Raw genomic sequence first — 12,662 nt, 5'->3', positions numbered from 1 at the left:
TAATATTTCCCTCTAAGACGAATTTTAGTCGAACGATCCTAATTACCAGTCGTTTTTTAAAATAGCATCCTATAACAATTCATCTTAAAAAAACCGCCTTTTTTAGAGTGAAGGCAAGTCAAACCTGATAGAAATCGTCGACTCGGTAAACGGGTTGGCTTCCAAAAACAAGCCAACATTTTTCAAAGATTTAAGTACCCCTTGCCGTGGGAAATTTTTGTGTGTCGTGCCGTCCGCGTCAGGCAGTAAGCCAAACTAATTCACGTCATCATTTTTTTACAATAAGATGGCGACTGGCAGGATCTTCCATTATGTTTTCCATTTCAAATTCAACGATATCAAGAACATCCTGCTTAACCTGCATATAATTTCGGATTACCATTGACTGATCAATTTTCCTGATTTCCGGTATGGGCTGGTAATTATCCTGCTCTACTTTAAGTGCCTGGTGATCATTTAAAATCTCACAATGAAACGCTTTTAAATCAATCTTCTGCTCTGGATTATCAGCGACCAGACCAACAAACTCACCCGACGAAAGCGCAGAAATCTTCGAAGGTGGAATAGCTGAATCCAGCTGCTTTGATTTGCTAACCGAGGTATCCATTCGATTAATAGAAAAGCTTGTCCGGTCCTGCATGATTTTACCGAAACGCTCCGATAATTGCTTCGCAGTATCGCCTGTTACTTGCCCGCTAATGATATTCCCAGTAATGTTCATGATGACATCCGCCTGCTCTTTTCCGTAATCTTTTCTAAGCTGACTGAAGTCCTGAACACCGAGTGTCGTTGAAACCTTGTTCGACCTGGCAGTAGCGATAAGACTATCCATGTTATTTAGATAAATGGTCGGGAACTCATCAAAGATTAGGCTGCTTTTAAGTTTTCCTTTCTTATTGACCAGCTTGATCAAGCGCGTCACGTATAACGAAAGCACCGCGCCATAAACCGAAATCTTTTGCGGATTATTTCCCATGCAGACAATCTTGGGTTCATTTGGATTGTTTATATCCAGCGTAAAATCACTACCCGACAGGACATAATAAAGCTGCGGAGAAGATAGTCTGGCCATTGAAATCTGCGCTGATGCGATCTGGCCTTCCAATTGCTGCATCGCATCATTTAAATAAGCTGATACGAACGGATTGATTAAAACCTCAATCTCTTTTTCGGCCCGAAGGATCGTAAAAAGCTTCTCATAAGGAACCTGCATCAGCTCGATCACGTGTGGAAGCGTACAGTATTCTCCGTCCTGATACCTTCGTAAAAACCAGATGATAGCTGTAAGAAAATTGATTGGGGATTCCACAAAAAAATCACCCTGCCTTTTGATCCACTCCCTGTTGAGTCCCATTAGAATGGTACGGGCAGATTCGGCCGCATCTGTAATGTCCAGGAGGCTCTCTGGGTCCAGCGGATTACAGCGGTGCGTTCGGGCCAGATCATCAAAATTGATCACATAAAACTTGGGAATAATCTTGTAGGCATCCTGATTGTTTAGCCAGGTATTATATGTGATAACTGAAAGATCATCGAACTTGAAATCATAGACAAACATGGAAAATCCTTTTTTTATGTGCTGGGTAATATTATGTCGGATGAAGAAATAGCTCTTGCCCGCACCTGGCGATCCAAGAACCAGAATCCCACGGAACGGATTAATAATATTAACCCAGCTTGGCTGAACTTTGTCTTTTAAATGGTAGCGTGCAGGAAGGTTGATAGAAAACTCGTTATCTAAAAGCCGCTGCTCCTGAGGAAACGTTTCGTTCTCCTTATTGAAAATATCTTTGCTGTTAATCTTCAAATGAATCACGCGCGATAGCAGCGTCCCGCCTGTCAGTACCAGGCAAAATCCGCTGGTGGTTATGACCATATATAAGAGTGAAACCACGATGAAATCGGCACTGGAATGCATCAGAAGCTGCGATGTAAAAAACAGAAACGTTCCGATACCGATGATTATGATTCCCTTTTTGACGCTAAGCTTTTCCTCCTTTTTGCCCTTCGCTCCCATCAATGAAATCAAAAGAAACGACAGCGCGATAAACTTAGTCCTGTTAAACCCGTTAAAGAGTCCGGTTCTGTAAATATTGGAAAGTATTCGGTCACTGACTATAGAAACCAGTTCCCAATGCGAAAAAACGTTGTAAAAGAAGTAATAAAAATGAATGGCCAGAATAAGAATACTGATTAGCCTTGTCATGTCGGTAATCCTATGCAGCGCCTGCTGGTTTTCTCCTGTTTGTGAAGCCATGATATATGTTTGTTTAAAGACTGTTACTGATATTTTTCTGCTTTCTTTTCTTTTTTTTACGCAGCCCGAACGGAAGCGGACTGTCATCCTTTACTGGGTCAAGGAGTGAATCCAGCATTTCGTTTTGCTCATAGCTGCTGCCAGAATTGGTTTTAAAAGTTGTTACGTGGTCTTTGTTTTTGAAAGGTTCCCCTTCGTGATTGACCTTGCGATTGGCTTGCTTCTTTTGCCCCTCTTGCTTTGAAATTTGGGTTAATACCGCTGGCCTGCACCGCTCTTGAATAGCATTTGCGCTGTACTGTTTTCCAAGACTACTGCCGTTAAAAACCGATTTGGTACGGTGATCCACGTAGGTGATCCCGTAGATTATTCCGGAGTCATTTTGCCTTAAAACCATCTTGATTCCCTGCTTGTCAAGGTCAGAAGCGAGTCCTTGAAGATCCGGCTTTGAAGTCCCCATCAATGCTAAGTCGATGGCATTTTTCACCCTGGCTTTATGCGGTTGACGCGCATTTTCATTAACTATGAAACGCTCACCGAGATATTTGAGACCTGGATTAAAATGAAAGTCACTGGCCTTGATCGGCACGCCCACCGGCTGTCCTTTCTCATCTAAAATCCGGTAGACAAGCCCCTTATTTTTGTTGATCCTTGAGTCTTTACTTCCAATGTCCGCCAGCACATTGTACTGTCTAAGCAACGTGTTAAGCTCTGCGACAGAGGTATATTTATAGGCATTAAGCACCGTATTTAGCACGTTACTAATGGCATGCTTGGTTTGTGATTTTCCATATTGGGCCCTGGTTATATTCACTGGTTTAAGCTCAAAAAACTGACGTTTGTGCGCTTCTGCTTTCATCAACCCAAAGTCAATTTCAATTTGTTTTCTGGCTTTTTCAGACTCATTCCTGCCGATGTTATTGGTCTCGATCCGGCTGCCGTCGGGCCGGACTTTTACCGACATGATGTGGATGTGCGGATGCCCAGCATCGTAATGTTCATAGACTAAAAAAGGCTGATCTTTAAAGCCAATTTTGTCCATATAGACGCCTGCAATCTGTGACAGTTGATCCTTGCTTAGTTTCTCAGAGGGATCAAAGTTCAGTGAAATATGAACGCTGTTTCTTTTCACATTTTCGTTGAGCGCAGCCGTTTTAAGTAGCATATTTAGGCGCTGCATCTGGTTAAGATCTGAAAGATCCTTCGGGTAGTTCGCGGCCATGATACATTGCGCATCTCCCTGGCTGATTTTATTTTCGTTATAATAAAAACTGCGCTGAATTGAGTGGCCGGTCTTTATGATTGCAACCATTGGTCTGCTGTTTTATCGATCTGTTTTTTGATCTCATCGATCTGTGAAAGCAGCCTTCTTTTATCAAGCTCGTAGCTGAAAATCCAGGACTTGAACTCTGTAATCTGATCGAGCGTATGAAGCTTTTTGACCGCCTGGTTAAAGTTATTTCCGATGTTATTCAGCTCATTTCGGAGCCGGACCACTTCTTTGACAGCGTCATCAAGTGAACTGTTTCGGTAATAGACTACGACCGGTTTTTCAAGGATTACTTTACGGATATATTCACTGAGCTTTCGGCAGGTGCTACCCTTGAATTTGCGCTCAAGTAGTGTGAATTCCTGCGGGCTTAGTCTGAGCGCGACAATTCTTGTTTTGTTTGATTTTTGATTTCCCATCTTCACTTTCCTTATCCCAATCTCAAACACTTTTACTTTTTATACTCCCCCACCCACGACTTCGGAGTGAATAGGTGCGGCCAGAATTCGGTGGTTGTTAAACAACCGAAAAAGAAAGCCCAACGTAAGCGGCCAGGTTAATAGCCAAAAGGAAGTGGAATAAATACCTGAAGGGTTGACGGTACTAAATTTTAAAAGATAAAGGAATAGAGAGGACCGTCATTATGCCGAACACTTTTGGCCGCCTTTAAAAAGCTATAAAACCCGGGACGCTAGTTTTGCTATTCTTTTTGACTTGTGATTGGGGAAAATACATCAACATTCCCTTTGATGATTCTTCATATGAATCTCTTCTAAAAACACAGCGCCTTGAAATTTGCGAGCATATAAAGCCGGTTATACGCTAATTACGCGCATTTGTACTTTATTTTATTGACAGAGCAAAGGGGGCACCTTACCATTCCAATCATCCATATTCAGGATAAACATCCGGATGACTCCGCAAGCCATTGCTAACTTTTCCTATTTCAAAGAAAATTAGTCAGAATCTGTTAAACGTGCAGAACTAGCTTTTTTGGTCAATAGCGGTTTATAATTGGTAAATTATACCGTATTCGCAAATCCCTGTCATGCTTAAAGACTCAAAAAGTTCAGCACCTTCTTGATAAAGGAGATGGCACCAGAAATGAGATGGGAACGATTGTTGAGTCTAATTTTTGAGTCTCAACTCTTCTGAACTTCGGTATGTGAAACACTTAGAGAGGTCAAAGTCATGTGATGATTTCCTCATTTTGGAAATCTGGCAATAAATTTAAACATTTGTATAATATTTAGTGTGGAGATAAATCTCCACAAAGGAGGGTGTTGTAAAAGGGTCAGCGTTTATTCTCTGGCTCTTTTTGTTTAAAACATACGGACCAGAATCGCTCATAAGTATAACATTTAGAGGTCAAATTTTTCACATAACTAAATCGCATTTCCGATAACTGTATGCTTAGATCACTCTAAAGATGTTTCTACAAGTTGTTATAGGAGATAGATGCTGCGACAAATAACAATGACAGTTCCAAGTAGCTTTGTCAGCTTCTTTAAATTAAACGCTAATTCTTAAAATGCTCGATCTACTTCGCAGTATCTATCATCGTATCTTCCTTTATACCCTGACGTTGGACTGTTAAAATCTGAAATTATCGCGGTTCACTCGAACTAACCCTAATGCAAGCTCCCGCTCAAATTCATCCATTGCTTTACTTACGCCATCATCCGCGTGATCCTGAAAATCTTTATTACTTTGATAGGCTATTTTAGCAAGAGATACAGCGGCGTTTTCATCAGCTGCAAAATACGACCGCTTCCTGTATTTATAGATATAGCTCCCGTCTGTCACAATGTTTTCATCTTCTTCCGAATCATCCTCGTTATTACCTGTAATAAAGTTTACCGTTTTGTCAACGAATATGAGCTCGCCATACGTATCAAGTTCTACTTCAAACAGGCTGTGATTTTGATGTATATCATCGCAATATTCGTCGAGGATAAAATGATCCACTCCGCTGTTTGGCAATAAACTATGCATCTTCTCCGCGTCTTCTTATTCGCTGAAAGCTCCAATCAACTCAGGTTTCACAAGACTACCATCAATGACAAGCCAAATATAACTAGGAGTTTTACTGGCATATATCTTATCCAGGAATTCCTCAACAGCTGCATTCGCGTCAATTCAATTAAATAATTCAGATTCCCTGAAAAATCTAATAAGTATTTCTCTACTAGGTGCCGAGATAACTAAGTTAGATTTAAAGTTAATATTTTCAATTCTCTCAAATGTTTGAATAACGAATCAAGTACAACTACTGAACCTTTGTATCTGCGAATCTCAGCGACCTTTGAGTTTATGAATTTATCCGGATCACTGACTATTGTTATATATCTATTCAATTTGAATGGTGTTTCCGGAAATTTAGCGGTTTTAAAGTAGTGTAACAGCTCTTGCAATTCAAGATCGTGGTCGTTCATGCTGATATATCGGAATTTAATAAATAATCTCTAGTGATTGTTAACCAATGGTAGTCAGAAAAGACCTTATTTGAAATGCGCGCCTTTTCAATGTAATCTTTATACAATCCGGAATTCATACCACGCCGTACTGTCGTTGAGATCCTGTCCTTTAATTATATGACCAAATTAAGCAAAAAACGCGAAACCATAACTGTGAATTAATCAATTTGGAATTATTCCATTTTATTGGATTTATTCCATTTTTGTCTTGACATTATGGCTTCCGTTTCCTGATCTTTGCTAAAAACTTTGTGAACTATGGAAGCGATATCGATCTTAACATCGGATAATTTGGAATTATTTGCCATTGAGTTTATCGGCGAATCACTGCTACCCCTAATTCCAGGCATTAGTGCTGGATTTCCCAGCCCTGCCGCCGATTTTATTGATGTCGATATCGATCTTAAACGTGAACTTATTAAAAATCAGCCCGCGACATTCCTCGGCAGAGTAAAAGGTAATTCTATGATCGATGCCGGTATTGATGACGGAGATATACTGATTGTAGATAAAAGCCTCCCCTATAAAGACAACTGCATAGCGGTCTGCTTCATTGATCAGGAGTTTACTGTCAAGAGAATCCTGCTGGAAAAGGACGTGCTGTGGCTTTTGCCAGCGAATGAGAAATACCCACCGATAAAAGTCACATCAGAAAGCGAATTCATTATATGGGGAATCGTTACATACATAATTAAATCCTGCTAGCATGTTCGCACTTGTTGATTGCAATAATTTTTACGCGAGTTGTGAACGGGTCTTTCGTCCTGAATTAAATGGTGTCCCGGTTGTAGTTCTCAGTAATAACGACGGTTGTGTGATAGCAAGATCAAATGAAGCCAAGTCGCTTGGGATAGAAATGGGAGCGCCAGCGTTTCAATTTGAAAAAGACTTTGAAGAAAAGGGAATAAAAGTGTTCTCCAGTAACTACGCGCTGTATGGAGATATGAGCAGCCGCGTCGTATCTATCCTCAGCACCTATTGTCCAGACGTTGAAGTTTACTCAATTGATGAGGCATTTCTTCAATTTGATGGTTACGGATACTTTGACTTACAGGCTCTTGGCGAAGAAATGCGTAGAACTGTTACCAAAAGTACTGGTATACCTGTAAGCATTGGATTTGCACCTACAAAAGCACTCGCCAAAGTTGCAAACAGGATTGCAAAGAAATATCAAAATGCGACCGCAGGAGTATATATTATTGACGGTCAGGATAAAATCAACAAAGCAATCAAGTGGCTACAGATTGGTGATGTCTGGGGAGTTGGCAGGCAGCATGCGAAACGATTAATTGCCCAGGGAGTTAATACAGCTTACGACTTCACGTTAATGCCTGATCAGTGGGTAAAAAATAACATGTCTATTGTTGGGCTGAGGTTAAAACGGGAACTGGCCGGCATCCGGACACTGGAACTAGAAGAGGTAAAGCCTAAAAAGAATATGGCCGTTACCCGTAGTTTCAATGAGAACTACACAGAATTTGAAAAAGTCAAGGAGCGTGTCGTCACGTTTGCGGCTATTTGTGCCGAGCGGCTAAGGAAGCAGGACTCGTGCTGCAACGCGATTATGGTTTTTGTTCATACCAATGCATTCCGGCAAGACCAACCACAATATAATCGCAGTATTGTCATGCAGCTTCCTTATCCTACAAATTCTTCGATAGAATTAGCCCGTTTTGCGACCAAAGGACTGCAAAAAATATTTAAATTAGGCTTTGGATACAAGAAAGCTGGCGTAATGGCATTAGAGCTTACCCCTGCGAATTACGGGCAATGGATGCTATTTGATAATTCGAATTCAACACATGGTCCGCTTTTTGCTGTGGTTGACAAATTAAATAAAGCGTACGGACAACAGAAAGTGAAACTTGCGGCTCAAGACCTTGGAAGAACCTGGAAAATGAAACAGGAAAGGCTTTCACCACGGTACACCACTAAATTTGACGAAATTATTACTATAAACGCAAACTGATATGTGTTATCATACTCGTCTGACTGCGAGCGATGTTGAGGTCGCCAAGGCGCTTAAAGCAGAATTTTTGGAAAAAGATATCTACACACCACAGATCGAAATCAATGGATTTGAATCGCCGGCTTACCCAATTGTAATCTTAACGGAGCCGAAAATTATTCAGTATTATGAATGGGGATTGCTTGCTGATTACTTAACTAAGCAAGGAAAATCAAAGGATAACAATGATGCAAAAAAAGCACGTAATAACTGCTTGAACGCGAAAATAGAATCTCTTGAAGAGAAATCAAGTTTTAAAGATAAAATAGGAAACAGGTGCCTAATACCTATGGACGGCATGTACGAATGGCAATGGGCTGACGTGAATGATCCGAAGTGCAAAAAAACAAAATATTTGGTAACCAAGCCTGATGACTCAGTTTTTTGCTGTGCAGGTCTGTTCAACGAATGGCGAGATCCGGTCACAGGATCTACTACATATTGCTATACAATCTGCACGACAGAGGGAAATGAACTAATGAAGAAGATTAAGAATGAGGGCGAACGCATGTTAGTAGTTCTTAATCCGGATGAGCAAGATGCATGGCTTGACCAAAAGATTCCTCCAATGGCTTTCTGGGACAGATCGCACATTCAACTGAAGGCTGAACTTGCTAGTGTTCCTCCGAAGGCAGAAAAACTAAAAAAGCAAATTAAGTCAACCAAAAATGATCTTGGAACGCAAACTTCATTATTTTAGGCATGAATGAGAATCCAGCAGAAACGCAGTCCGAAACTATTGAAATACATCCAGCAGACAAAGAGCTCAATGTCGTTGTAAAAACCGAAATAAGTGGTCTGCTTAAAAACGAAGAGCCGAAATATCTTCTGAAAATTGTCAATCTCGTTCCTATAATTGTTTTTCTGTTTCAGGATCCTAAAGATTCGTTTTTTAAAGAAATTAACTATCCGGTTATTTTAGAAAGAGCAGATACAGACTGGATTGATCAACCTGTAATTACGATCAATATTATTAAGGTTAGTCCGGTTAGCTCTAACGTCGACCCTTTGGAAAAAATGATGCTGTCGCCATCTGATAGCGAGCTACTGAGACAATCATGTCGGAACCAAGTTGGCAAAACTGCTGAATTTATAGAATCTTCAATTACTCACATATACGACAGCGATCATCATGAGTGGTTTTATCAATATCGATCCTGAAATTATAGCACAACATTCGGGTAAAGAAATAGAATACTATGCTTTATGGGATGTAACATCCGATACATTTTTTGCCGGAAAATCATTTATCCACGGCACCTATTCAGATAATAATGGTCAATTAAAAATTTATTCTGATCTTATCTGGGGTCAAGCGCTTGAAAATGCTTATTTAAGTACTGAGTTTGATATTTATTGTATTGAAGTAGACATACCAATTTTCCTTGGGCCAACTCCGTTCGCAATATTTCAGGTAGATTATGAAGGTGAATTTGGCGAACCAAGAGTTAAATATGTCCCGGCTGAGAGTGAGATGGACCTGCAATTAACATGTAAAATATTCACCAAGAAGCCATATAAAGCATTACGAGTTAATCTTGACCTAACAACCTACATCAATGCCTGAAATTCCTGAATTGAATGTATTAGCTAAGATTATTGAAAGAAAATTTCGGGGGCAGAAAGTCGACAGGTTAGAGATTAACTGGGTTAAGAAATTAAATGCTCCAAAAGAAGAATATCAAGCAGCAGTTACCGGCCAGGTCTTGCAATCAGTTTCAAGAGCGGGAAAGGAACTCTGCCTAAATTTCAAAAACAGAAACGTTTTATCTATCCATCTAATGATTATTGGAACGATAGATCTTCTTCCGGTCGATAAGCCAGCGAAATATTCAATTTTTGATCTATGGTTCGATAATGATGAGGGTATTTCTGTGGGAGACAGCTTTGGTCAGGCAAAATTATCTCTTAATCCGAAACAAAGCCATGTGCCAGAAGTTCTGACCGAAAGTTTCACAATGGAATACTTAACGGGCTTATTAAAAGATTCATTTTCCGTCATAAAATTAATTTTACTTGATCAAAAACGGGTTGTCGGCTTAGGTAATGCGAGCGTTGATGAAATACTGTATGCTTCTCGTATTTCTCCATTATCGGTAAGTAAATATATTCCTCTTGAAAAAGTTCAAGAGCTGTATGAAAATATTCAGCGGACTATGGACTTTCAAGAATCCATACTCCTGAGTTCAGGTTCGATTGAGGAAACATTTAAAATGAAAGATAAGAGTCACCGATTGATTCATAATCCTACAATCACTCATACGGAAGAAGGTGAAGAAATTGTAAGAGAAAAACTAAACGGTCGCATGACCTATCACACAGCAAGCCAAATCAAGTATTAACATGAGTGAGGTACTCCCTGGTTTTCAAACGGTTGAAGGTAGAGTTTCCGGTGTTTCGTGATGTAAATTAACAAATTCTTTTGGAGCCGTCCGCGGCTGCGGTTAAATCGTTAAGCGTACTTTGCGGTCTGAAATGGTTGTATTCCCACCGAAAGTCATCGATTTTTCGTCTGACGTCGTCCAAAGATAAGAGCCAATTAACCGAAAGGCATTCATCCGCGCGGCGGCCGCCCTGAACTTTCCATTAAATGATCGCACCGGCGACCCGGTCAACATATGGGTTGTCAGTTGGTTTTCCTGGTCTTGAGAAGTCGAGTGTTACGTCATTCGAATACGCCCATAAGTCCATTTCCTTCGAAATAAATTCACTACCGTTATCGCATTGAATTCGCTGTGGAAAACATCCTTCAACCAGGCAGATTCGGCTTAATTCCGTAACAACGGCACAGGCCGCTCCGATCAATCCCTTTTAAAGATTTTCCAGCCAGTAAACCGTGGCAAATTTTACTGCAGTTATCGACCGCGCGGCTGCCGCTACAGTTAAGACCCGGAATCGTTCTCCATTGAAAAGCGCATCCTGAACAAAATCCATGCCGCGCGGCGTCCGCTCCAGACCTTGTTAATGGCTTGAGTGTCCAGACGTTCAAGACGGTGCTCCGCACTACGGCTTCTGCGTGGCCTTTTTGTCCTTAAATTAAGCCCAGAAGCTTTGTAGATACGGTATACTCGTTTGTGATTGTCGCTGAAACCTTCTCTTTTCAACAGCACACAAATCCTGCGAAATCCGTATCTAGCCCTGGTATTTGCGATTTCTTTCATTCGCATTGTTAGTAATGTGTCGTCGCAGCGATGGTGCTTCAGTAATACATCGCCCGAACCAACTTCACACAGCGGCAAGCAAATTTTCACGGCACTTATACAGAAGTGCCTCCGATGGTCGAGTTGTAACGTGAATGGTAACATCACCAATATCGAAATCACCCGTTCGGCCATTTTCTTGATCAAGAGCCGCAAAAGACAGTCCGCTAGACGGTGTCAAAAAAGCTTTGCGGTAATCTATTCACACCGTACCAGCTCCTACTTCCCAGTTGTTTTCCACTCTGACCGAAATGTCAAAAAAATAGCACTTTCTATTATCACAAAAGATACCGAGAAATATTACGAAAAAAGATCTGTCATTCTCTATTATCATTCAGTCACTCCCAGTTTGACAAGGCTCTCTATGCAGGGCTTTGAGCCAGATGAAAATATTGTTACGGTATATATTTAATGTAACGATCCAACTAAATGGAAAGCAGGTGTGTCACTTGTAGGTAACTAAACCTAAAAACCTATGAGAGCTACCTTATTTTTACCTGTCCTTTTGCTACTCAGCCTTAACCTTACAAGCTGCCAAGTGTATCGGGAAGATCCGACAATTGTTGGACCTGAGCCAGAGCCACGCGTCAATTATTTAGGTAAGGACAGTATTACAACGGGAAATTATAGAGGTATTGGCATTAACACATCCACTGACGACGCTTTCGAAATACTAGAAGCATATCGAAAGAATAAGACTGCAGTTTATCTTAGTGCAGTCAACAATTATTTTGCTGATGTCACTGACCTGAAGAACCGTCTGCATTTTTTCGACTGGTTGGTCCTTGACGAGACCTTTGATACCCCAAATGGTGTGCAATTTGAACTTGCTTCTGGCAAGGTCAAAAGCATTCGTCTTAACAACGGAACACAGTTAAGCCAGTGGCCACAAACAGCCGATTTACAAAAGGCAATTGCAACTAACGATCCGTTGGAAGTCCTGAATAAAAAATTGATTGTACTTAGCAACTCGGAAGATTACAAACACAAATTTCAGCGCATTGTATTGGGTGCTAAATATGATTACTCCTTGTATGATCCCAAGAAGTCGGAGTTGCCCTGGGCATTTATATACGACACACAGTCGCAAGGCATTACAGAACAGGTACGTATCTATTTTAAAGATAAAAAGGTTCATTACATCCTGGTGGATCGTTTTCAGCAATATTAAATCTGGGAGCCACAGTATTTCCATACTTTGCATCAGGGTTTCGTTCAGCGGCAGCCTGACGCCCGAATTAAAATTTGTTTAACGTCTTCTTGCCTTGGATTTAATTGCTATCTGTATGCCTTTTCAGTCCGATCATATAATGACTGAAAAAACCCCGATAGGGTTGACTCTTCCCTGTTCAATCCGCAGCTTAGCAGCGAGGCACCTAAGAACACTATGCGCATTGTAATCATATACAGCTGTAAACAAAGTGATAATCAATGTACAGCGGAGGATTTG

At 40.7% G+C, this 12,662-nt stretch carries 15 protein-coding genes and 1 pseudogene; 7 read left to right on the top strand and 9 right to left on the bottom strand.

Going from position 1 to position 12,662, the window contains the following annotated elements; translation table 11 throughout:
• Nucleotides 1-268 precede the first annotated feature (268 nt).
• From mobC to L0657_RS28130, 5 genes are all read right to left on the bottom strand, one after another.
• Nucleotides 269-2,257: a conjugal transfer protein MobC gene (gene mobC / locus L0657_RS04690; RefSeq protein WP_235149234.1), complete on the bottom strand. Its 1,989-nt coding sequence runs from the start codon at nt 2,255-2,257 to the stop codon at nt 269-271.
• A gap of 13 nt (nt 2,258-2,270) precedes the next feature.
• Nucleotides 2,271-3,569, bottom strand: coding sequence for a relaxase/mobilization nuclease domain-containing protein (locus tag L0657_RS04685; protein ID WP_235149233.1), 1,299 nt, complete (start codon nt 3,567-3,569; stop codon nt 2,271-2,273).
• Entirely contained in the window at nt 3,554-3,946 is a 393-nt protein-coding gene (locus L0657_RS04680) for a plasmid mobilization protein (RefSeq protein WP_235149232.1), read from the bottom strand. The genes L0657_RS04685 and L0657_RS04680 overlap by 16 nt, the downstream gene beginning before the upstream one ends.
• Nucleotides 3,947-5,120: 1,174 nt before the next feature.
• On the bottom strand, nt 5,121-5,522 hold the full coding sequence (locus L0657_RS04675; protein WP_235149231.1) for a hypothetical protein: 402 nt from the start codon (nt 5,520-5,522) through the stop codon (nt 5,121-5,123).
• Nucleotides 5,523-5,731: 209 nt separating this feature from the next.
• On the bottom strand, nt 5,732-5,962 hold the full coding sequence (locus L0657_RS28130) for a DUF6965 family protein (protein ID WP_409014989.1): 231 nt from the start codon (nt 5,960-5,962) through the stop codon (nt 5,732-5,734).
• Between the two features lie 300 nt (nt 5,963-6,262).
• On the opposite strand from L0657_RS28130, the gene L0657_RS04670 reads away from it, so the two are divergent.
• The 6 genes from L0657_RS04670 to L0657_RS04645 are packed head-to-tail and all read left to right on the top strand — an operon-like array spanning nt 6,263 to nt 10,354.
• Nucleotides 6,263-6,709: a LexA family transcriptional regulator gene (locus tag L0657_RS04670; RefSeq protein ID WP_235149230.1), complete on the top strand. Its 447-nt coding sequence runs from the start codon at nt 6,263-6,265 to the stop codon at nt 6,707-6,709.
• A gap of 1 nt (nt 6,710) precedes the next feature.
• Complete coding sequence (locus tag L0657_RS04665) at nt 6,711-7,973, top strand: Y-family DNA polymerase (protein WP_235149229.1); 1,263 nt, start codon at nt 6,711-6,713, stop codon at nt 7,971-7,973.
• Between the two features lies 1 nt (nt 7,974).
• Entirely contained in the window at nt 7,975-8,712 is a 738-nt protein-coding gene (locus tag L0657_RS04660; protein ID WP_235149228.1) for an SOS response-associated peptidase, read from the top strand.
• Nucleotides 8,713-8,714: 2 nt separating this feature from the next.
• Complete coding sequence (locus L0657_RS04655) at nt 8,715-9,173, top strand: hypothetical protein (protein WP_235149227.1); 459 nt, start codon at nt 8,715-8,717, stop codon at nt 9,171-9,173.
• Nucleotides 9,145-9,579, top strand: a complete 435-nt coding sequence (locus L0657_RS04650; RefSeq protein ID WP_235149226.1) for a hypothetical protein — start codon at nt 9,145-9,147, stop codon at nt 9,577-9,579. The genes L0657_RS04655 and L0657_RS04650 overlap by 29 nt, the downstream gene beginning before the upstream one ends.
• Nucleotides 9,572-10,354, top strand: a complete 783-nt coding sequence (locus L0657_RS04645; protein WP_235149225.1) for a DNA-formamidopyrimidine glycosylase family protein — start codon at nt 9,572-9,574, stop codon at nt 10,352-10,354. Before L0657_RS04650 ends, L0657_RS04645 begins: the two co-directional genes overlap by 8 nt.
• 67 nt (nt 10,355-10,421) lie before the next feature.
• Here L0657_RS04645 and L0657_RS28125 read toward each other — a convergent pair.
• From L0657_RS28125 to L0657_RS28115, 4 genes and pseudogenes are all read right to left on the bottom strand, one after another.
• Nucleotides 10,422-10,562, bottom strand: a pseudogene (locus L0657_RS28125) (integrase core domain-containing protein); the annotation flags it as partial.
• Nucleotides 10,563-10,598: 36 nt separating this feature from the next.
• The gene (locus tag L0657_RS28120) at nt 10,599-10,817 is read right to left on the bottom strand and encodes a DDE-type integrase/transposase/recombinase (RefSeq protein ID WP_409014988.1); all 219 of its coding nucleotides are present in this window, start codon (nt 10,815-10,817) and stop codon (nt 10,599-10,601) included.
• 77 nt (nt 10,818-10,894) lie between these two features.
• Nucleotides 10,895-11,263 (bottom strand): IS3 family transposase, encoded by a 369-nt coding sequence (locus tag L0657_RS04640; protein WP_409014987.1) that lies wholly within the window; start codon nt 11,261-11,263, stop codon nt 10,895-10,897.
• Nucleotides 11,238-11,393, bottom strand: coding sequence for a DUF4928 family protein (locus tag L0657_RS28115; RefSeq protein WP_409014985.1), 156 nt, complete (start codon nt 11,391-11,393; stop codon nt 11,238-11,240). Before L0657_RS28115 ends, L0657_RS04640 begins: the two co-directional genes overlap by 26 nt.
• 294 nt (nt 11,394-11,687) lie before the next feature.
• On the opposite strand from L0657_RS28115, the gene L0657_RS04635 reads away from it, so the two are divergent.
• Entirely contained in the window at nt 11,688-12,383 is a 696-nt protein-coding gene (locus L0657_RS04635) for a hypothetical protein (RefSeq protein ID WP_235149223.1), read from the top strand.
• Nucleotides 12,384-12,662 lie beyond the last annotated feature (279 nt).

The sequence above is a fragment of the Dyadobacter sp. CY345 genome, from assembly GCF_021502725.1.
GTDB lineage: Bacteria > Bacteroidota > Bacteroidia > Cytophagales > Spirosomataceae > Dyadobacter.
Note: the sequence above shows the minus strand (reverse complement) of the source record. Positions and strands in the feature narration are given on the sequence as shown.

Coding starts and splice junctions, on each gene's coding strand:
- mobC (WP_235149234.1), bottom strand. CDS start 2,257: ATGGCTTCACAAACAGGAGAAAACCAGCAGGCGCTGCATAGGATTACC.
- L0657_RS04685 (WP_235149233.1), bottom strand. CDS start 3,569: ATGGTTGCAATCATAAAGACCGGCCACTCAATTCAGCGCAGTTTTTAT.
- L0657_RS04680 (WP_235149232.1), bottom strand. CDS start 3,946: ATGGGAAATCAAAAATCAAACAAAACAAGAATTGTCGCGCTCAGACTA.
- L0657_RS04675 (WP_235149231.1), bottom strand. CDS start 5,522: ATGCATAGTTTATTGCCAAACAGCGGAGTGGATCATTTTATCCTCGAC.
- L0657_RS28130 (WP_409014989.1), bottom strand. CDS start 5,962: ATGAACGACCACGATCTTGAATTGCAAGAGCTGTTACACTACTTTAAA.
- L0657_RS04670 (WP_235149230.1), top strand. CDS start 6,263: ATGGAAGCGATATCGATCTTAACATCGGATAATTTGGAATTATTTGCC.
- L0657_RS04665 (WP_235149229.1), top strand. CDS start 6,711: ATGTTCGCACTTGTTGATTGCAATAATTTTTACGCGAGTTGTGAACGG.
- L0657_RS04660 (WP_235149228.1), top strand. CDS start 7,975: ATGTGTTATCATACTCGTCTGACTGCGAGCGATGTTGAGGTCGCCAAG.
- L0657_RS04655 (WP_235149227.1), top strand. CDS start 8,715: ATGAATGAGAATCCAGCAGAAACGCAGTCCGAAACTATTGAAATACAT.
- L0657_RS04650 (WP_235149226.1), top strand. CDS start 9,145: ATGAGTGGTTTTATCAATATCGATCCTGAAATTATAGCACAACATTCG.
- L0657_RS04645 (WP_235149225.1), top strand. CDS start 9,572: ATGCCTGAAATTCCTGAATTGAATGTATTAGCTAAGATTATTGAAAGA.
- L0657_RS04635 (WP_235149223.1), top strand. CDS start 11,688: ATGAGAGCTACCTTATTTTTACCTGTCCTTTTGCTACTCAGCCTTAAC.